Origin of the sequence: Kribbella sp. NPDC049174 (genome assembly GCF_043197365.1) — a bacterium.
Lineage (GTDB): Bacteria > Actinomycetota > Actinomycetes > Propionibacteriales > Kribbellaceae > Kribbella.
On sequence record NZ_JBICSZ010000002.1, the window covers coordinates 628946 to 647292 of the forward strand.

General features: G+C 69.7%; 20 protein-coding genes and 1 pseudogene. 18 read left to right on the forward strand and 3 right to left on the reverse strand.

Going from position 1 to position 18347, the window contains the following annotated elements; all coding sequences use genetic code 11:
- Positions 1–16 precede the first annotated feature (16 nt).
- Positions 17–1546, forward strand: coding sequence for an acyl-CoA carboxylase subunit beta (locus ACGFIF_RS13510; RefSeq protein WP_393154543.1), 1530 nt, complete (start codon positions 17–19; stop codon positions 1544–1546).
- Position 1547: 1 nt separating this feature from the next.
- Here the strand turns inward: ACGFIF_RS13510 and ACGFIF_RS13515 are convergent, their stop codons facing one another.
- Positions 1548–2708, reverse strand: a complete 1161-nt coding sequence (locus tag ACGFIF_RS13515) for an SMI1/KNR4 family protein (RefSeq protein WP_393154544.1) — start codon at positions 2706–2708, stop codon at positions 1548–1550.
- Positions 2709–2771: 63 nt separating this feature from the next.
- Between ACGFIF_RS13515 and ACGFIF_RS13520 the strand changes: the two genes are divergently transcribed.
- Entirely contained in the window at positions 2772–3545 is a 774-nt protein-coding gene (locus ACGFIF_RS13520) for an HpcH/HpaI aldolase/citrate lyase family protein (RefSeq protein WP_393154545.1), read from the forward strand.
- An 88-nt stretch (positions 3546–3633) separates the two neighbouring features.
- Positions 3634–4329, forward strand: a complete 696-nt coding sequence (locus ACGFIF_RS13525) for a maleylpyruvate isomerase N-terminal domain-containing protein (RefSeq protein ID WP_393154546.1) — start codon at positions 3634–3636, stop codon at positions 4327–4329.
- 7 nt (positions 4330–4336) lie between these two features.
- Here the strand turns inward: ACGFIF_RS13525 and ACGFIF_RS13530 are convergent, their stop codons facing one another.
- Entirely contained in the window at positions 4337–5410 is a 1074-nt protein-coding gene (locus ACGFIF_RS13530) for a CobW family GTP-binding protein (protein WP_393154547.1), read from the reverse strand.
- A gap of 312 nt (positions 5411–5722) precedes the next feature.
- On the opposite strand from ACGFIF_RS13530, the gene ACGFIF_RS13535 reads away from it, so the two are divergent.
- From ACGFIF_RS13535 to ACGFIF_RS13575, 9 genes and pseudogenes are all read left to right on the forward strand, one after another.
- A complete protein-coding gene (locus tag ACGFIF_RS13535) occupies positions 5723–6610 on the forward strand; it encodes a multiprotein-bridging factor 1 family protein (RefSeq protein WP_393154548.1) in 888 nt (295 codons plus the stop codon).
- A 74-nt stretch (positions 6611–6684) separates the two neighbouring features.
- A pseudogene (locus ACGFIF_RS13540) lies at positions 6685–6843 on the forward strand (hypothetical protein); the annotation flags it as partial.
- 9 nt (positions 6844–6852) lie between these two features.
- Entirely contained in the window at positions 6853–7218 is a 366-nt protein-coding gene (locus ACGFIF_RS13545) for a proprotein convertase P-domain-containing protein (RefSeq protein ID WP_393155468.1), read from the forward strand.
- Positions 7219–7311: 93 nt separating this feature from the next.
- On the forward strand, positions 7312–8523 hold the full coding sequence (locus ACGFIF_RS13550; protein WP_393154549.1) for a GNAT family N-acetyltransferase: 1212 nt from the start codon (positions 7312–7314) through the stop codon (positions 8521–8523).
- A 17-nt stretch (positions 8524–8540) separates the two neighbouring features.
- Positions 8541–9257: a DUF4129 domain-containing protein gene (locus ACGFIF_RS13555; RefSeq protein WP_393154550.1), complete on the forward strand. Its 717-nt coding sequence runs from the start codon at positions 8541–8543 to the stop codon at positions 9255–9257.
- Positions 9254–9847 carry a hypothetical protein gene (locus tag ACGFIF_RS13560; protein ID WP_393154551.1) on the forward strand — a complete coding sequence of 198 codons (594 nt, stop codon included), beginning with the start codon at positions 9254–9256 and terminating at the stop codon, positions 9845–9847. The genes ACGFIF_RS13555 and ACGFIF_RS13560 overlap by 4 nt, the downstream gene beginning before the upstream one ends.
- 6 nt (positions 9848–9853) lie before the next feature.
- On the forward strand, positions 9854–10861 hold the full coding sequence (locus ACGFIF_RS13565; RefSeq protein WP_393154552.1) for an AAA family ATPase: 1008 nt from the start codon (positions 9854–9856) through the stop codon (positions 10859–10861).
- Complete coding sequence (locus tag ACGFIF_RS13570; RefSeq protein ID WP_393154553.1) at positions 10858–12159, forward strand: DUF58 domain-containing protein; 1302 nt, start codon at positions 10858–10860, stop codon at positions 12157–12159. Before ACGFIF_RS13565 ends, ACGFIF_RS13570 begins: the two co-directional genes overlap by 4 nt.
- Complete coding sequence (locus ACGFIF_RS13575) at positions 12156–12704, forward strand: hypothetical protein (RefSeq protein ID WP_393154554.1); 549 nt, start codon at positions 12156–12158, stop codon at positions 12702–12704. The genes ACGFIF_RS13570 and ACGFIF_RS13575 overlap by 4 nt, the downstream gene beginning before the upstream one ends.
- Here the strand turns inward: ACGFIF_RS13575 and ACGFIF_RS13580 are convergent.
- Complete coding sequence (locus ACGFIF_RS13580; protein ID WP_393154555.1) at positions 12701–13252, reverse strand: TetR/AcrR family transcriptional regulator; 552 nt, start codon at positions 13250–13252, stop codon at positions 12701–12703. The two genes, ACGFIF_RS13575 and ACGFIF_RS13580, sit on opposite strands and share 4 nt — an antisense overlap.
- A gap of 114 nt (positions 13253–13366) precedes the next feature.
- Between ACGFIF_RS13580 and ACGFIF_RS13585 the strand changes: the two genes are divergently transcribed.
- The 6 genes from ACGFIF_RS13585 (at position 13367) to ACGFIF_RS13610 (ending at position 18344) form a co-directional block, all read left to right on the forward strand.
- Entirely contained in the window at positions 13367–14779 is a 1413-nt protein-coding gene (locus ACGFIF_RS13585; RefSeq protein ID WP_393154556.1) for a DHA2 family efflux MFS transporter permease subunit, read from the forward strand.
- Positions 14780–14826: 47 nt separating this feature from the next.
- Positions 14827–15156 (forward strand): MmcQ/YjbR family DNA-binding protein, encoded by a 330-nt coding sequence (locus ACGFIF_RS13590; protein ID WP_393154557.1) that lies wholly within the window; start codon positions 14827–14829, stop codon positions 15154–15156.
- Positions 15157–15190: 34 nt separating this feature from the next.
- Entirely contained in the window at positions 15191–15772 is a 582-nt protein-coding gene (locus ACGFIF_RS13595) for a GNAT family N-acetyltransferase (protein WP_393154558.1), read from the forward strand.
- A gap of 166 nt (positions 15773–15938) precedes the next feature.
- Positions 15939–16241 (forward strand): pyridoxal-phosphate dependent enzyme, encoded by a 303-nt coding sequence (locus ACGFIF_RS13600; protein ID WP_393154559.1) that lies wholly within the window; start codon positions 15939–15941, stop codon positions 16239–16241.
- Between the two features lie 85 nt (positions 16242–16326).
- Complete coding sequence (locus ACGFIF_RS13605) at positions 16327–17007, forward strand: phytanoyl-CoA dioxygenase family protein (RefSeq protein WP_393154560.1); 681 nt, start codon at positions 16327–16329, stop codon at positions 17005–17007.
- 260 nt (positions 17008–17267) lie between these two features.
- On the forward strand, positions 17268–18344 hold the full coding sequence (locus tag ACGFIF_RS13610; RefSeq protein ID WP_393154561.1) for a phosphotransferase enzyme family protein: 1077 nt from the start codon (positions 17268–17270) through the stop codon (positions 18342–18344).
- The last annotated feature ends 3 nt before the right edge of the window (positions 18345–18347 follow it).

The following is an 18347-nucleotide window of genomic DNA, read 5'->3' on the forward strand; positions in this document are numbered from 1 at the left end:
CAGGCCGGGAGGCCCCATGACCCACGATCACTGGACCGAGGTCAAGGTCGCTCGCGAGGCGACACTGGCGCCGCCGGAGAAGGCGGCGGCCAAGCTGGCCTCGCAGAACAAGTTGTACGTGCGCGACCGGATCGCGCTACTGGTCGACGAGGGCAGTTTCGTCGAGGACGCGCAGCTGGCGAACGCGCTGAACGCCGGCCTGCCCGCCGACGGTGTGGTCACCGGCCGCGCGCTGGTCGACGGCCGGCCGGCGCTGATCGTCGCCAACGACCCGACCGTGAAGGCCGGGTCGTGGGGTGCCCGCACGGTGGAGAAGATCGTCCGGATCACCGAGGTGGCGCTCCGCGACGAGCTGCCGGTGTTCTGGCTGATCGACTCGGCCGGCGCGCGGATCACCGACCAGGTGCAGTTGTTCCCCGGCCGTCGCGGAGCCGGGCGGATCTTCCACAACCAGGTCGCGCTGTCCGGCAAGGTGCCGCAGATCTGCTGCCTGTTCGGCCCGTCCGCCGCCGGTGGCGCGTACATCCCGGCGTTCTGCGACCTGGTGATCATGGTCGACGGCAACGCCTCGATGTACCTGGGTTCGCCGCGGATGGCCGAGATGGTGGTCGGCGAGAAGGTGACGCTGGAGGAGATGGGCGGCGCCCGGATGCACACCAGCGTGTCCGGCTGCGGTGACCTGCTCGCGGCCGACGACGCCGAGGCGATCGAGCTGGCCAGGCACTACTTCTCCTACTTGCCCGGTTCGTGGCAGTCCAGGCCGCCGTCGTACGACGCTGCGCCGCCGGCCCGCGATTTCACCCGCGACCTGGTGCCGGCCGAGGAGAGTGTCGGGTTCGACATCCACGACGTGATCGACGCCGTGGTCGACGCGGACACGTTCTTCGAGCTCAAGCCGTCGTACGCGCCGGAGCTCGTCACCGGGTTCGGGCTGCTGGCCGGTCAGGTGGTCGGGATCGTGGCGAACCAGCCGGCCGTCAAGGGTGGTGTGCTGTTCGTCGACTCGGCCGACAAGGCGGCGCGGTTCATCTGGCTGTGCGACGCGTTCAACGTGCCGCTGGTGTACTTGTGCGACGTACCGGGGTTCATGATCGGCAGCGAGGTCGAGCGGGCCGGGATCATCCGGCACGGCGCGAAGATGATCACCGCGGTGTCGGAGGCGACCGTGCCGACGGTGTCGGTGATCGTGCGCAAGGCGTACGGCGCCGGGCTCTATGCGATGTGTGGACCAGGCTTCGCCCCCGATGCGTGTGTCGCCCTGCCGACCGCGAAGATCGCGGTGATGGGTCCGGAGGCGGCGATCAACGCCGTGTACTACAACAAGATCCAGGAGATCGCCGACGAGACCGAACGGGTCGAGTACGTGTCCCGCCTGCGCGAGGAGTACGAGACCGATATCGACATCCTCCGGCTGGCCGCCGACCTGGTCATCGACGCGATCGTCGAACCGGAGGACCTCCGCACCGACCTGATCGCCCGCCTGGCCGCGGCCCAGTCCAAGGACCGCCACTTCAGCACCCGGCGCCATGGAGTCCCGCCGGTCTGAGTCACAGGGACGACTCGGCGTGCCACGGTTCGAAGGTCGCGAACTCGACCGGATCGTCGGCTTCGTCGAGTCGCTCGAACACGGTGGACACCGGCCGGCCGCGAAGCCAGGCCAGCAGTGTGTCGACCAGACCGTCGGGCAGTGGTGGTCCTTGGTCCTCGTGCCGGGGATAGATGATGACCGGCCAGTCGTCGGGTTCGCCGAGCGTCAGCCAGCCGAACACGTCGCCGTCGATCGAGTCGGCGAACGGCAGGAAGCCGCCCGGCTCGGGCCAGACCGCCAGCGGCTGGTACTCCGGGTACTCGGCGCGGAGCCCGCGATAGATGTCGAGCATCTGTTCGACATAGTCGGCCAGACCGCGGTAGCCCTTCGACCGTGCGGCACCGGGGTCGCGCAACGGAGTGACGAAGTTCAGCCAGGACCGCCAACTGCCGGACCCGTAGGTCTCCAGCAGGCTGACGTACTCCGCGGGGAGTCGCGTGCCCAGACGGTCGAAGAGCCCTTCCCAGTCGGTGCCGCCGAGGTACGGCGTCGACGGTGGCGGCACGAGTCGCCGCAACGCGTCGAGGCCCCCGCCTTCGGTGAGAGCAGCCCGTCGCGAGGGGGCGACCGGTTCGAGTGGAGGTGGAGGCGTCCAGGGTCCGGCGTCTGGTAGGAAGGCCGTGCGTCGCGCGGTCGGTGGCAACGCGCTGGTCCGGATGGTCGCGTCGAGCATCTCGAGCAGTGGCAGCCCGAGGTTCTGCCAGGGACCCTGTCCGGCGTTCGAGGCGTCGCTGTCGTAGGCCACAACCGGCCATTGGTCGGGATCCGGCGACGCCGACGTGTCCCAGAACAGGTAGCCCGCCTGGCGGGTGGTGCCCCAGGCGAGCAGTCCGCCGGGCTCGGGATGAAACGGCGGCGGCGTGTACGGCGGCACCGAACGGGACCAGCTCCGGCAGAGCCGATGTGTCTCCTTCAGCCAGTCGCCGTAGTCGAACCGGCCTTCCTGCACACAGGGAACGTGCAGCCAGATGAAGTCGCCGATGTCCAGCGGACCGTGGGCGCCCGCGAGGGTCTTGTAGTCGCGGGGGAGACCGAGGCCTAGCCAGGACTCCACCGCCTGCCAATTGATCGCAACTGGCTCGTCACCCGGGTCGGACAGGACGGTGAACGGCAGCTCCATGGACGGCGATCCTCGCACAGCGCCGGTCCCGATACGGTGGGGGTAACCGTCGGAGGAGAACACGTGAGTTCGAAGGACTTCGCTGAGCGTCTTCGGGATCGGCAGAAGCTGGTCGGCTATTGGGTGGTGCTGGATGCGCCGGTTGCGACCGAGCGGATCGCGCGCGTCGGATACGACTACGTCGTACTCGATGGGCAGCACGGGCTGATCGGGTATCAGGGGCTGCTGACCGGGTTGCTGGCTGTGGACGCGGGCGCCGCGCTCGGGAGCGGGTCGGTCGGCCTGGTGCGGGTCGAGGCGAACCACCCGACGCCGATCGGCCGGGCGCTGGACGCCGGGGCAGCCGGAGTGATCGTGCCGCTGGTGGACAGCTCCGACGACGTCACGCGCGCGGTGCAGGCGGCGAAGTACCCGCCGGCCGGTGTGCGGTCGTACGGCCCGATGCGGTCGGCGCTGCGGGTCGGTCCGGTCCCGGGCGACGCCGACGCGGCGACCGTCGTACTGGCGATGATCGAGACACCGCTCGGGTTGAAGAATGTGGCGGAGATCTGTGCGACGCCCGGCCTGGACGGGGTGTACGTCGGCCCGTCGGATCTCGCCCTGTCGGTCGGGGCGCGGTTCCCTGGTGATCCGGACGTCGCCGAGCCGTTCGAGGAAGCGGTCGCGTTGATCGCCCGTACGGCGCAGGACGCCGGCATCGCAGCCGGGATCCACACGCCCGACGGCCAGACGGCGCAGCGGCGGCTCAGCCAGGGCTACACGTTCGCGACCGTCGCCTCCGACCTCACCCACCTGGAGGCCGTCGCCGCATCCCATCTCGACGCCGCCCGCTCGTAGTCGCGGGCAACGGCCGTCGCGGCGGAGGAACACACCGGAGCCTTCTCGGGTTAGGTTCAAAGAGGACCGCACACCGAGGAGGCCTGGCATGAGGGCGCCCGAGCGAGGAGCACTGCCGCTGCGACTGGCCGCGACACTGGGCCGGACGTACGGGCGCGTGACCGAGACCGTGCAGGGCCTGAGCGACGCCGACTTCGATCGCCCGACCCGCTGCGAGGGGATGCCGGTCGGCCCGCTCCTGGTCCATCTCCTGTACGACGCCGAGCGCGCGCTGATGGCGTTCGCGAGTCCGGCCACCGCCGTACCGGACCGGGACTTCGTCACCTACTGGCTGGACTCCCCGCCGGGGACGGAGGGCGACGATCAGTTCGTCCGGACCGTCGCGTCGGCGTACCGGAAGCCGGCCGGCCTGGTGCAGCACTGGCGTGAGCTGTCCGAGGCCGCCGTCCGCGCGGCCACCCTCGGGCTGGTGGACAAGGGCCGGCGGGTCGAGACGCAGGGTCACGTGCTGCGAGCGACCGACTTCGTCGCGACGTTGGTGCTGGAGGCAACCGTCCATCACCTCGACCTGATCGTCGACCTGCCGGACGCGCCGGAGCCTGATCCCGAGGGGATGCAGGTGACGGCCCGGACGCTGGACGGGCTGTTCGGTCCGGACGCGTGGGACGTGATCGGCTGGGACACGACGACGTACATCCTGAAGGCGACCGGCCGGCTGCCGCTCGACGAGGACGACCTGGACATGCTCGGCCCGCACGCCCGCCGCCTCCCGTTGCTCGGCTGAGCACGCCCTAAAGCACGCCGGCGAACGGATCGTCCAGGTCCTGCCAGTTGAGGCTGGCGAGCTCGGACTCGGTCAGAAGACAGGCGTCCAGGATCGACTGCAGCCGGGCCGGATCCAGGCCCATCCCGGTGGCGACCACCGTGCACTCGGCGAGGTGCTCGGTGTCGGACCACTCGCCGAGCATCCCAAGCGACGCGCTGTACCCAGCGGACTCCCACCGCACCCGCTGTGTCGGCCGGTTGGCCAGCCAGACCACCCCACGACTCCGTACGACGCCGTCCACGATGTCCTCGAGTGCGTCGTTCAGCCGGGCCGGGTGCAGTGGCCGGGTGGACCGCCAGAGCACCGTGGTCACACCGTCACCACTCGGCTGCACCCGGTCCGAGGCGGCGAGCTCACCGGCCCACGCCTCGGCCGCCTGGAAGTCGAACAACCCGGTCCGCGCGACCGGACCGGTCGGTGTGCCGGCCGGATCGGCCGCGACAACCGTCGTCCGTGGGTTCAGATGCGCCAGCAGGTTGTGCAGTCGCTCAGGCGCGGCGCTGCGGTGAGCGTTGGCGAGTACGCACACGTCGGCGTACTCGATCTGCCGCGCGGTCAGCTCGGCGACGTTACGGCGGTCGGGCGGCCCGAGAGCCAGTCCGCGCTCGTCCAGGAGTTCGTCGCCCGAGAGTTGCTCGACCAGCAGTACGGCGTCGACCACGCAAGTGACCGTGTCGACCGCGATCTCGGGCATCGTCGCCACCAGCGTGCTCGCCAGCGGGCGCGCCTCCATCGCCGGCGGCGCAGCCAGTACGACGTGGTCCCAGTGCTGCCGCGCGACCAGAGTCTCGAGCAGGGGCAGCAGCGACTCGATCAGCTGACACGCACCGCAGTCGTCATTCACGGAGAACTCACCGGAGTCGATCGGACCGGATGCGTCGAGCACCCGCCAGGACAGCACGCCCCGCCCGGGCAGCTCGTCCTGGTCCACCACGACGGCCACGGTGGTGGCGTCCACCATCGCGTGCAGCACGGGTTCGCGCAGTGTCGTCGACAGGCCGACCAGCAGGGACAACGAGGTTTTCGATTGGGCGGTCATGGGGCCTCCCGGCCTGGACTGAGGAGCGGAGGGAGCGAAGCGACTGGAGCGACGAGGGAAGGCTGGGAGTTACAGCCCCATGACCCGCCGCGCCGGAGGCGTGGCATGAGCACTGCCATGGGAGGAGTATATGAAAACGGTTTTCATCAGTCCAGAGTCGGGATGGGCCGACTTTCCCGTCAGACCGGGAAATTTCCCGACCTCGCGCGGAATCGGCTCGCGTTGCCTGTTAACAGTCAAGGCGCCGAGGTCTGGCCGGGAACCGGTGACCTGCTTATGGTCCGGAGTGGGGGATCGGCCGGAGGTGGTGGGATGGGTGAGCGGGAGTTCGCCGACGTGTTGCGCGAGGCCATTCGGGCGCGGGGACTGGGGCTCGAGCGGATCCGCGAGCGGCTGCTGGCTCAAGGCGTGTCCGTCAGTCTGGCGACGTTGAGCTACTGGCAGTCCGGACGGTCGCGGCCGGAGCGGCGCGACTCGCTGGCTGCCGTCGAACTGCTCGAGTCGGTGCTCGAGGTTCCGGCCGGGAGCTTGTCGGCTTCCCTGGGTCCGCCGCGTCGGCGTGGCCGCTGGCTGAGCACCGTGCCGGACCGGCCCGACGTGGCGGCGTACTGGCCACGGCCCGACGCGGTCGAGGACGCGGTCAGTGGAGTCGACCTCCGGTGGGACGAGCGGTTGACCCGGATCAGTCAGCACGACCGGGTCTACATCGGTCCGGACGGCGGCGAACGCTCGTACCACTCCCGTCAGGTCTTGCGTGCCGAGGCGGACGGCCCGGACCGCTGGGTGGTGATCATGCACCTCGACGAGCACGACCGCCCGCTGCCCGCGATCTGGCCGCTCCGGCACTGTCACCTCGGCCGGACGGTACGACGTCCCGCCGACGGCCTGCTCGTCGCCGAACTGCTCTTCGACCGCCCGCTCCGCAAGGGCGAGACGGTGATCACCGAACACGAGCTGGTCAACGTCGCGCCGTACCCACCGGCGACGAACTACGAGCGCAAGTTCCGCCTGCCGGTGCGCGAGTTCGTGCTGGAGATCTGCTTCGACCCGACCCGGCTGCCCGCGGTGTGCAGCGGGTTCTCGCAACTCGACGATGCCGACGAGATCGTCCGGCCGGTGGACGTCACGTCCGAGGTGCATGGCGTCGTACTGAACTTCGGGCCCGGCCGCTACGGCTTCCGGTGGGGCTGGGACGAGTGAACTGTTAAGCCCCGGACACTTAACTGTGAAAGGGCTTCCGGCGATTCCACGCCGTCGTACGACCTCCTACGTTCGGGTCCACCGTCACCGGGTACGACGTACTCGACGGATCGAGGGTGGTTGCGAGTGTCGCCGGTACGGCGGCCACCGTCACCGGGCTGACGGCCGACACGCCGTACACCTTCACCGTGGTCGTGAAAGATGCCGCAGGCAACAAGTCTGCTGCCAGTACGCCGGTGACCGTGCGGACTCAGCCGGGTAGTGCTGGTCGCACGTTCGCGAATGGAACCGACTATCCGATCCGGGACTTCCAGGTCGCGGTCAGTCCGGTCCGGTCGACCGCGAGCGGCCGAACGGCGAGCCCGGTCAAGGGGACGGTCGAGGGCAACCACACCTGCCTCGAGGACCTCAACATCAGCCTCGTCTCACCGAGCGGCCGCTGGTACTACCTGCAGCGGTACGGCGGTACGACGTGTCACCCGATGCCGGCCACCAAGACGTACGACGTACCCGCCGACGAGACCGCGGCCGGCACCTGGACGCTACGCATCGGCGACAACGGCTACGCCGACACCGGAACCCTCGCCAACTGGTCGATCACGCTCTGATCCTGCCCGGGCACCGGCCGGCCCGGGCAACGCCGGCCGGTGCCGCGGGAAATCCGTGCGTGGTTTGTCCCGATCGTCTGGTAGGCAAGGGGTATGGCGATCGAGATCGGGCAGTTCGAGGGTGATTGGGACGAGCTGGTCGAGCTTGTCGACCTGGCGTTCGCTGCGCCGTGGACCGAGGCTCAGCTGGAGTCCGAGCGGCGGGTGTGGGAGCCGGAGCGGAGCACGGTCGCGATCGACGAGAAACAGTTGGTCGGGCATACCGGCGCGTTCTCGCTGCGGATGACGGTGCCGGGTGCCCAGATCGCGGTGGCCGGCGTGACCCTGGTCGCGGTCCGGCCGACGCACCGGCGCCGCGGCATCCTGCGCGACCTGATGCGCGCCCAGCTGACCGAGATCCACGAGACCGGCACCGAGCCGATCGCCGCACTGACCGCGAGCGAGCCGGCCATCTACGGCCGGTTCGGGTACGGCCTGGCCTCGGACCACCAGGAGATCGTCGTCAGGAAGGGGTCCCGCGGTTTGCGGCCGGTGGCCGGCCTGGACGACGTACGGCTCAGGACTGTCGCCGTCCGCGAGGCCCTCGCAACGTGTGCGGCGCTGCGCAACCGGCTGGCGGCCGACCGGCCGGGGATGTTCCACCACGACGAGCGGTGGCATGAGTACGTCGTCGGCGACAACGTGACGAGCGATCCGGCCAGCGGCTCGCCGCGGCGCTGCGTCGTGGCCGAGCGGGCCGGTGAGGTGACCGGGTTCGCGTACTACCGGAGCAAACGAACGGACAAGGGGTTCATCGACGTCAGCCGGGTCCATGCGGCGGACCTCGCGTCCCATATCGCGCTCTGGCGGTTCCTGCTGGAGCCGGACCTGCTGAGCGAGACGCACTACGGCAAGCTCCCGTCGGACGACCCGCTGCTGGACCTGCTGCTCGATCCGCGGGCCCCGGAGCCGATCACCCGGGACGGGCTCTGGGTCCGTCCGGTCGACGTCGGCCGTGCGCTCGCCGCCCGGACGTACGCGCGGGAGATCGACGTGGTGCTCGCGGTGACCGACGGCTTCCTGCCGTGGAACGAGGGCAGTTGGCACCTCGCCGGAGGGCCGGCCGGGGCGACCTGTACGGCGACATCGCGGCCGGCTGACCTGACCATCGACGTACGGGAACTGGGTGCCGTTTACCTCGGCAAGCCGTCGCTGGTCCGGCTCGGAGCGGCGGGGCTGGTGCAGGAACATACGCCCGGGGCGCTCGCGGCCGCGGCGGAAGCGTTTTCCGCCAGTCGGCTGCCGTGGCTCGATACCGGCTTCTGATCGGTTAGCCTTCCGGAATGCAGCGGAAGCGTCGGGGCGCGCTGATGCTGGCTGTCGTGCTGATGCTGGGGGTCGCGGCAGCCGGTTTCGTGGTGCTCGCGTCGGCCGGTGGTCCGGTCCGGCCGGTCAGCGAGAGCACGCTGACGGCCACGCCGCGGCCGGAGCCGACCTCGACACGGTTTCCCGGCGTGCTGGAGCCGACACCGTTGCCGCCACCGCCTGGGTCGCAAATCAAGTCCCGGCCGATCCCGGAGTGGCTGGATGCGCTCCGGCAGGCGCTGCTCTGGCTGGCGATCGGGGCCGTCGCGGTCCTCCTCGGGTGGTTGATCTACCGGATCCTCCGCAACGTCGAGCTGCCGCAGGCCGAGACCGAGGACACCGACTGGGAGCGGATAAAGGCCGACCGGCTCGCCGAGGCGGTCGACACCGGTCTGTCCAGGATCGACTCCGGTACGGCGACCGACGCGGTGATCGCGTGCTGGGTCGCGCTCGAGGAGGCGGCCGCATCGGCGGGCGTGGCCCGCGATCCGTCGGAGACCCCGACCGAGTTCACCGTCCGCGTCCTCGGCGTCGGCGGTATCTCCGAGCCCGAGCTCGTCCGCCTCGGCGAGCTGTACCGCGAGGCCCGCTACTCCACCCACGGCTCCACCGAGCAGGCTCGCACCGAGGCGCGATCCGCGCTGCTCCGCCTCCGCGATGATCTGGCCGCGGCCCAAGCCGGGGTGAGCTCATGACGTCGTCGTACCAGTGGACGCCGTTGGAGGAGTCGGAGCGGCGGGGTGAGAGCAAGCCGTCGGCCCGGTCGATGCGGTTGAACAAGGTGCTCGTCCAGCACGTCGGGATCGCCGTGCTGGGGAGCCTCCTGCTGGTGGCGGCGTTCGGGGCGGCCGGGATGTCGCCGCGGCCGTTGTGGTTCGTCGCGGCGGCGCTGGCGATCGGGCTCGGGTCGCTGGCGATGCGGCTGATCGTGCCGCAGGTGCTCGAGACGAGCTGGCCGGCGCGGCGCGACGAGAAACTGGCCGCGCTGCGGAGCCGCAACAACGACAATCGGACCCAGTTCATCGCCACCTGGTTGCATGAGGCCGGCCGTGAGCGCCGTGCGGGTGAGGGATCGCAGACGTTCATCCGCCGGATCCGGCCGCTGCTGCTGGAGTTGACCACCGACCGGCTGGTGCGCCGCCACGGCGTCGACCCGGTCCGCGAGCCGGAGCGGGCGCGCGAGATCACCGGTGAGCAGTTGTGGAGCCTGATCACCGGGGACGAGAAGCGCACCGCGTCCTTCGAAGAGATCGAGTACGCCGTCCAGACCATCGAGAAGCTGTGAGGAACTGTGACTGATCCACAACTGCACACCGAGGACGCCGGGCGGGAGCCGGGGGTCGCGGAGGTGTCGGCGCTCTCCCGCGAGGTGCTGGATCGGGTCAGTGAGGCGGTGGTCGGGAAGACCGGGGCGCTGGAGCTGGTGCTGGCCGGGATCCTGGCCGGCGGGCATGTGCTGCTGGAGGACTATCCGGGGCTGGCGAAGACGCTGGCGGCGCGGTCGTTCGCGCAGGCGCTGGGGCTGGAGTTCCGGCGGGTGCAGTTCACCCCGGACCTGTTGCCGTCGGATGTGACCGGCGCCTTCGTGTACGACCAGAAGGATTCCGAGTTCGTCTTCCGGCCGGGCCCGATCTTCACCGGTCTGCTGCTGGCCGACGAGATCAACCGGACCCCGCCGAAGACCCAGGCCGCGCTGCTGGAGTCGATGCAGGAGCACCAGGTCACCGTCGAAGGCCAGACCTTCCCGCTGCCCACCCCGTTCCACGTGCTCGCGACCGCGAACCCGGTCGAGTACGAAGGCACCTACCCGCTCCCCGAGGCCCAGCTCGACCGCTTCATGCTGCGGATCGGCTTCGGCTACCCGAGCGCCGACGAGGAGTGGGAGGTACTGCGCCGCCGGATGAGCCGCCGCCAGGAGGACCAGACCGTCGCGGCCGTCACCGACGCCTCCGGACTGCTCGCCGCCCAACGCGCGGTCGAGACCGTCACCGTCGACAACACCGTCGGCCAGTACTGCGTCGAGCTCGCCGCCGCCACCCGTCGCGACTCGCAGGTCCTGGTCGGTGCGTCGCCCCGTGGCTCGCTCGCGTTGTTGCTGACGGCACGTGCGTACGCCGTGATCCAGGGCCGCGACTACGTCGTACCGGAGGATGTGAAGGCGGTCGCCGTACCGGCATTGGCACACCGGATCACCGTCCGCCCCGAGCTCTGGCTGCACGAGGTGACCGGCGCGACCGTCGTTCGCGCGGTCCTCGGCTCGGTCCCGACCCCACCCACCGTCGTAGGCGCATCCCGGTGAACTGGCGGCCGACGCACGCCCAGATCCGGGCGGTCTGTGCGGCCGGGCTGTTGCTGCTCATCGCGGTGCTGGCCCGGCGGCCGGATGCCGCCGTACTCGGGCTGCCGTTGGCGTTCGTCGCGGTGTGGGGACGGTACTTCCGGCCGCGGGACAAGCCTGAGGTGCACACCGAACTGGATTCGGATGCGCTGTTCGAGGGGCAGGCGACGACCTATCGGTTGCGGGTGACCGGGACGGTCGATCCCGATATCGACCTGATCGCGGCGGCGCTGCCGCGGGCCCAGTGGTTCCAGTACGACCCGCCGCAGGCCGCGATCGCCGAGCCGGTGACCGACGGCGCGGTGACGCTCGAGGTCGGGCTGCGGTCGAAGCGGTGGGGGATTCGCGCGCTGGAGCGGCCGACCGTCGTCGCGACCTCGATGCTCGGTGCGTATCGGATCCCGGTGACGTCGGCGGAGCTGCTCACGGTGAGCACGCTGCCGTTGCGCGAGGGCTTCGAGGCGGTCGACTCCGTACCGCGTCCGGCCGGGCTGGTCGGGTTGCACCGGTCCCGGCGACCTGGTGAGGGGACCGAGTTGGCCGGCGTACGGCCGTTCCGGACCGGTGACCGGCTGCGGCGGATCAACTGGTCGGTGTCGGCGCGCACCCGCGAACTGCACGTCACGTCGACGTGGTCGGACCGCGACACCGAGGTGGTGATCCTGCTCGACACCGGTGGTGAGATCGGCGTGAGCGAAGGGATCGACGGGCGGTCGAGCAGTCTGGACACCGGCGTCCGGGCGGCCGCGTCGATCGCCGAGCACTACCTCCGCCACGGCGACCGCGTCCGCCTGATCGACACCGGGAACCTCGTGCGCGGCGTACGTTCCGGCAGCGGTCGCGGGCACCTGCGCCGGATCCTCGACGCGTTGGTCCACGCGGATCGCCGCGGCCGGCAGCAGGACGAGCACCAACTCGTCCGCCGCAACCGGATCAAGTCCGACAGCCTGGTCGTGGTGCTCAGTCCATTGCTGAGACAGGGGATTCTCGGGTACGTCGTGACGCTCGTGCACTCCGGATGCACGGTCATCGCCGTGGACACGCTGCCCCCGGACGTCGCTTCCGTGATCGATCTCGACGAGCACGACGTCCGCGCCTGGCCGCTCGCCTGGCGACTGCGGATGCTCGAACGCCGTCGTGAACTCGACCGCCTCAGCGACCTGGGCGTCCCCACGGTTCCCTGGCGCGGCGCCGGCACGCTTGACGAGGTACTGCGGGATGCATCGAGATTGGCCGCCGCACCGAGGATTCGCTCATGACTCCGGCCGAGAGGATCAGCTTGTGGCTCGCTGAGATGCGGGCCTCGGGACGGGCCGCGGTGCTGGCGCGGCTGACCATCGCGGTTGCGGGCGGAGTGGCCTTGCTGGTGTCGGCGCTGCAGCCGTGGGATCAGCTGGATCTGATCCCGCTGATCGCGATTCCGATGCTGGTGGCAACGGTTGTGCTGCCGGACTCGCTGGCCGGGCTGATCTTCATCGTCGTGGTCGCCCTCGGGTGGTTCAGCCGGGCTCCGGGTGAGGTGAGCTGGAGCCTGGTGCTGACCGGGATCGCCTTGCTGGTGGTGCATCTGGCGACCGCGTTCACCGCACAACTCCCGTCGTACGCACTGGTGCACCGGCAGGCGCTGCGCCGCTGGTTGGTGCCTGGGGCAATCGCCTTGCTGATCGGTCCGGTCGTCGCGATCGCGGCCGCGCTGATCCAGGGGGCCGACGTCGCGGGTTCGCTGCTCGTCACCGTCGCCGCGCTGGTCCTCGCCACCGCGACGATCTGGTTCGCCGCCGGCCAGAAGGTCGGCCGGGACTAGTCCTCCGTCGAGTGCAGGGTTGCGTCCAGTTCCGCGGCCCAGGGGACCGAGATGGCCGCGGGGCCGAGGACCTGCATCGCGGACATGACCGTCAGCAGCATGCCGGTGCCGAGGAACTCGCGGGTCTCCGTCGGGGTCGCGCCGGTGAGGTCGCGGACCAGGGTGTAGATCCCGCCGAAGCGTTCGCGGACCACGTCCCCGATGGCGGGTTCGCGGCTGGCTGAGAAGCCGTGCAGGAGGACGAGCAGGAGTTCGCGCTCGGCCATCAGTTCCTCGTAGCTGTGTCCGAGGCTGGCCAGGGTCGGCTCCCGCTCGGCGGCGGAGCGGAAGGTCTCCTCGATCCGGTCGCAGACCGTCTGGACCGCGGCCAGGAACAGTTGCTGCTTGGTGCCGAACAGGCGGATCACGTACGGCTGGGAGACGCCGGCCAGGCGGGCGATCTCGTCCGTCTTGGTCCCCGCGTACCCGGAGGCGCCGAACGCCTGCACCGCCGCCTGCAGCACTTCCTCACCACGCTCCGCCGCGGTCAACCGAACCCTCGTCGTCATGTTTCTCCTCTCGAAACTCCTTGACATGTTATCAGTCGATGCATACTTTGGTCATCAAGCTTGTTATCAGTGAATTACAACTTGCCTGCGGGCAGAGATGTTAGGAGCTTTGCGATGACCTCGACCGCTCTCGACGAGAGGCTCGAACCCCCTGCGTCACCGACTCGCAGGTTCGGTCTGGGCGCCGTACTGACCGCGGTGGGGATTCCCACCTTCATGGTCACGCTGGACAACCTGGTCGTGACGAACGCATTGCCGGTGATCAAGGCCGAGCTCGGCGCGTCGCTGTCCGACCTGCAGTGGTTCGTGAACGCGTACACGCTGGCCTTCGCGGCGCTGCTGCTGACCGCGGCCGCGATCGGCGACCGGCTCGGCCGCCGGCGGATCTTCCTGGCCGGGATCGCGCTGTTCACGCTGGCCTCGGCCGCCTGTGCGCTGGCGACCGAGCCGTGGATGCTGATCGGCGCGCGGGCGATCCAGGGTGTCGGCGCGGCTGCTGTCATGCCGTTGTCGCTGACGCTGCTGGCCGGCGCCGTACCCGAGAAGATGCGCAGTGCCGCGATCGGTGCTTGGGGTGGCATCTCCGGCCTGGGTGTGGCAGTCGGGCCGGTCGTCGGTGGAGCAGTGGTCGACGGGCTGAACTGGCAGTGGATCTTCTGGCTGAACGTGCCGATCGGTGTGGTCGCCGTACTGCTGGCCGCTCGGGTGCTGACCGAGTCCCGGGGTCCGGTGAAGCGTCTGGACCTGGCTGGGTTGGTATTGGCGACGGCCGGCGTACTGTCCATCGTCTGGGGTGTCGTGCACGGTGCCGACGACGGCTGGACGTCGGGCGGCGTGCTCAGGTCGCTGATCGCCGGTGTGGTGCTGCTGGCCGCGTTCGTGGCGTGGGAGCGTCGTACGACGGCGCCGATGCTGCCACTGCGGCTGTTCTCGGTACGGGCGTTCAGCGTCGTGAACTTCACCTCGTTCACGTTCTCCGTCGGAGTATTCGGCGCGGTGTTCCTGCTGGCCCAGTTCTTCCAGGTGGTGCAGGGCTACAGCCCGTTCGAGTCCGGCGTCCGGACGCTCCCGTGGACGATGGCGCCGATGGTCGTCGCTCCGATCGCCGGGATGATCGTCGACCGGGTCGGGCCGCGCGTGCTGATCGCGTCCGGGCAGGTGTTGCTCGCGGCAGCGCTCGGCTGGCTGGCCCTGATCACGACGGCCTCGACGCAGTACGGCGAAATGGTCGTGCCGTTCGTCCTCGCCGGTGTCGGGATGGGCCTGACCTTCGCCCCGGCGGCGAGTGTCGTGATGGCGAGCGCGTCCGACGCCGACCGCGGGGTGGCGTCCGGGACGAACAACACCATCCGCGAGGTCGGTGTCGCGATGGGCGTCGCCGTACTCGCGTCGGTCTTTGCGTCAGCCGGCTCCTACGAGTCCCCGGTCAGCTACGTCGACGGCCTCGTTCCCGCAGTCTGGACCGGCGCCGCCATCGTCGCCGCGGGTGCGGTCGTCGCCCTTCTCCTCCCGGGACGCAAGGGCTGACCAGCTCGCGCCGATGCCGCGGCACCACGGCGCCTTAAGGTGTCAGGGTGCTGGGTGCTGACGACGTACGACGGATCGCGCTGTCCTTCCCCGAGACGGTGGAGAAGGAGCGCTGGGGTCACCCGACCTTCGATGTGGCCGGCCGGATGTTCATCACCATCCCGGACGACCAGACGTCGTTCGCGGTGCGGTGCCCCCGGCTGGAGCGGGACGAGCTGATCGCGGCGGAACCCCAGAAGTTCTGGGTTCCGCCGCACGAGGCGGGGTCGAACTGGGTCCGGGCCCGCCTCGCCGCACTCGAGGACGCCGGCGAACTCCACGACATCCTCTCCGACTCCTGGCGCCAGGTCGCCCCGGCCGAACTCCTCGACCGCTGAACCAAGAGCGCACCACCCGCACTAGCATCACGGCATGCCTCTGCTCGTCGATCCGGCCTTGCCCCTGGGGACACTGCGGGACGCCGCACAGCCGCGTCTGGCGACCAACGACGGACTGGTACTGCGGCCGTGGCGGGGGAGCGACGCCGCCACGGTGCGGACTGCGTTCGCCTGTCCCGACATCCAGCGCTGGCACGTCCGGAGACTCGACACTCTCGAGGAGGCGGGTGAATGGGCCGGGCAGTGGGCCGACCGCTGGGACACCGAGACAGCGGCGAGCTGGGCGGCCGTCGATGCGGACGACCAGCCGCTCGGCCAGGTCGGACTGCGCAACATCTCTCTGGCCGAGGGGTCAGCCGCCTTGTCCTACTGGGTGACCCCGGCGGCCCGGGGCCGGGCCATCGCGGCGAGATCAGTGGAAGCCTTGTCCGCCTGGGCTTTCGGGCAGATCGGGTTCAACCGGCTGGACATCCACCACTCGACCGCCAACACCGCGTCCTGCCGGGTCGCTGAGCGCACCGGATACAGACTCGAGGGAACGCTGCGGCAGGCGATCAAGCACGCCGACGGCTGGCACGACTGGCACCTTCACGGCCGCCTACGCACCGACACCTGAGGTGCCCAGTCGTCGCCGAACTGTTCGAGCCGGTGGCAGTACAGTGCTGTGTCGTGCAGCAGACCCGCCTCGACACTGCTCGGATCCGGGCGGCTCGCCGGGTCATCGACCCGGCCTTTCTCGACACTCCGCTGTACCGCTGCGAGGCGCTGGAGCCCGACCTCGGATGCGCGGTGAGCATCAAGCTCGAAACGGCGAACCCGGTCCGCAGCTTCAAGGGCGCGGCACCGAGCTGGTCGCGAACGTACTCGCCGGCAATGCCTCGCGAGCCGTGGTGTGCGCCAGCGCGGGCAACCTCGGCCAAGCCCTCGCCTGGTCCGGTCGGGGTCGGGGGCTCGACGTCACCGTCGTGGCATCCCGCTTTGCGACCACGGCCAAGCTTGATCGCATCCGCGCTCAACGCCTGAGGTTGGCCAGTGGCCGGGAATATGAGTGGCGGGCTCAGGCCGAACAGCACAGCATGGGCTGATGCTCAGCAACGTTCAGTTGGAGGAGTTCAGGCGGGACGGGGTCGTGCGGATCCCGGGGGCGTTCGCGGTTGAGGACGGGGCCGGATGCGGGACGTGCTCTGGAACGAGTTGGCCGAGCGGTACGGGATGCGGCGAGACGATCGCAGTACCTGGACGCCGGCACGGCCGAACAAACTGACGGCCACGAAGAAGGATCCGGCGGCGGATGCGATTCTCGGCCCACCGCTCCGGGCAGCGCTCGACCAGTTGCTAGGTCCAGCAGGTTGGACCGAGCCGTCGCATCAAGGACAGGTTTTGGTCACCCTGCCGACCGGCGAGCCGTGGTCGGTACCGCATCGGCAGTGGCACACGGATGTCGGTTTCGAGCTTCCGCAGGACGAGCTGGTGGGCGTCAAGGTCTGGGCGCTTCTGGGCGATCTCGAACCCGGTGGTGGGGGTACGCCGCAGGTTGCCGGGTCCCATCGGGTGATTGCCCGGTACCTCAACACCACTCGCGAGCGGGACTTCAGCACGGTTCGCGATCAGGTCCTGGCGTCCCACTCGTGGTTTCTTCACCTGACTCGCGAGGACAGAACCAGCGCCGCCGAGTTGATGACCGAGGCGGACCTGGACGGACTTCCGGTCCGGGTGGTCGAGCTCACCGGCCAGGCCGGTGACGTCTACCTCACCCATCCCTGGATCCTCCACTCGATCGCACCGAACGCGCGCGACACCCCGCGGATGATGCGCAGCCGGATGATCTGGCAAACCACCTGGCCGCGCTGAGCCGGCGTGAGGCCGCGAACCCGCAACGGGTTCGGCGCCGGGCTTTCGAGTGGCGCCTCGACTCGCAGTCGAACGCTTGACAACCGCGACGCCGGTCGGGGAGATTGGCGGCCACGGCGCCGACCGGTCGCCGAGCTGTGGAACATCCGCCCAGCCGGGGTTCCATCGGCGAAGGGGAGTTGCCCTCTCGGTCATCGATGTCAGCAGGCCATCTCTCAACACCGCGTCGCTGGGGGCGAGGGTGTAAGAGGAGGCTTGTCATGACCAGGGACGGCAACTTCAAGAAGGTTGTCCGGCGTCACGCCAAGGAGACGGGGCAGCGCTACACCGAGGCGCTGACCGATCTCGAGGGTCTCGGTACCCGCATGCACCACGAGCCCGTCGCTGAGCGACTGCTCGCCCACCTTCGGGATCTCTACGGCATCGACCCGGTCGCGGCGACGAAGGTCAGTGTGCACAAGACCTACGTCTTCCGCATCGACAGGAACGACGGCGACCCGTGGATCGCGCGTGCGTTCCCTCCCGCCCGGCCGAGGGCCGGCGTCGAGGGCGACGCCGCGATCTTGCGATTCCTGGAGCGGCACGACTTCCCGGCGGAGCGACTTGCGGTCGACGACGCGGTGTCCGACTTCGACGGAAGCGCGGTCCTGGTGACCCGGCTCATCGAAGGCGTCCCGCTTCCCGAAGGTGCCGAGAAGTTCGCCATCATGGGTGACCTGCTCGGACGGCTGCACTCGCTGCCGCTCGACGAGTCCGTCAGCCGCCCTGGTGGGGCGAGTGGCGAGGACCCGAGCCGTCAGGGTGCGCCGCGTCAGGACCTGCTGGCCGCCCTGTCGTTTCTCGACGCGGTGGACACGAAGGTCGGCGCGGCCGATCGCGAGCGATTCGAGCAGCTCCGCGACCAGGTGCGCTCGGCCGACGACGGTCACGGCCTTCCCGAGGGCCTGCTCCACGGCAACCTCCTCCACGCCCCCGATCACGCGATCGTGAGCGAGCAAGGGCCAGTGGCGATCAACTGGAAGGCGTCTGGGCGCGGACCGCGCCTCGCCGACTTCGCTTACCTGATCTGGGGCACCGGGCACTGGTCTCCGTCGAGACTCACCAACGAAGAGTGCATCGACGCGGTCGTCAACGCCTACCGGCGACACGTCGAGCTGACCGACGACGAGCTCGACCGAATCGAGGCGGTGATGTACATACGGCCGCTCTACCTCGTTTGCTTCGGGTACCGTCGTGCCCTCGCCAACGGCCTGATGTTCGACGAGTGGGGCTTCATCGAACCACCGGAGTACTTCAGCTCCACCGCAGCCGCGACCAGAGCCGCGTTCCGCGGCTAGGCA

Excerpts from the sequence above, each read along its gene's own strand:
- ACGFIF_RS13510 (WP_393154543.1), top strand. The coding sequence starts at position 17 with ATGACCCACGATCACTGGACCGAGGTCAAGGTCGCTCGCGAGGCGACA.
- ACGFIF_RS13515 (WP_393154544.1), bottom strand. The coding sequence starts at position 2,708 with ATGGAGCTGCCGTTCACCGTCCTGTCCGACCCGGGTGACGAGCCAGTT.
- ACGFIF_RS13525 (WP_393154546.1), top strand. The coding sequence starts at position 3,634 with ATGAGGGCGCCCGAGCGAGGAGCACTGCCGCTGCGACTGGCCGCGACA.
- ACGFIF_RS13530 (WP_393154547.1), bottom strand. The coding sequence starts at position 5,410 with ATGACCGCCCAATCGAAAACCTCGTTGTCCCTGCTGGTCGGCCTGTCG.
- ACGFIF_RS13535 (WP_393154548.1), top strand. The coding sequence starts at position 5,723 with ATGGGTGAGCGGGAGTTCGCCGACGTGTTGCGCGAGGCCATTCGGGCG.
- ACGFIF_RS13550 (WP_393154549.1), top strand. The coding sequence starts at position 7,312 with ATGGCGATCGAGATCGGGCAGTTCGAGGGTGATTGGGACGAGCTGGTC.
- ACGFIF_RS13555 (WP_393154550.1), top strand. The coding sequence starts at position 8,541 with ATGCAGCGGAAGCGTCGGGGCGCGCTGATGCTGGCTGTCGTGCTGATG.
- ACGFIF_RS13560 (WP_393154551.1), top strand. The coding sequence starts at position 9,254 with ATGACGTCGTCGTACCAGTGGACGCCGTTGGAGGAGTCGGAGCGGCGG.
- ACGFIF_RS13575 (WP_393154554.1), top strand. The coding sequence starts at position 12,156 with ATGACTCCGGCCGAGAGGATCAGCTTGTGGCTCGCTGAGATGCGGGCC.
- ACGFIF_RS13580 (WP_393154555.1), bottom strand. The coding sequence starts at position 13,252 with ATGACGACGAGGGTTCGGTTGACCGCGGCGGAGCGTGGTGAGGAAGTG.
- ACGFIF_RS13585 (WP_393154556.1), top strand. The coding sequence starts at position 13,367 with ATGACCTCGACCGCTCTCGACGAGAGGCTCGAACCCCCTGCGTCACCG.
- ACGFIF_RS13595 (WP_393154558.1), top strand. The coding sequence starts at position 15,191 with ATGCCTCTGCTCGTCGATCCGGCCTTGCCCCTGGGGACACTGCGGGAC.
- ACGFIF_RS13600 (WP_393154559.1), top strand. The coding sequence starts at position 15,939 with ATGCGCGGTGAGCATCAAGCTCGAAACGGCGAACCCGGTCCGCAGCTT.
- ACGFIF_RS13605 (WP_393154560.1), top strand. The coding sequence starts at position 16,327 with ATGCGGGACGTGCTCTGGAACGAGTTGGCCGAGCGGTACGGGATGCGG.
- ACGFIF_RS13610 (WP_393154561.1), top strand. The coding sequence starts at position 17,268 with ATGACCAGGGACGGCAACTTCAAGAAGGTTGTCCGGCGTCACGCCAAG.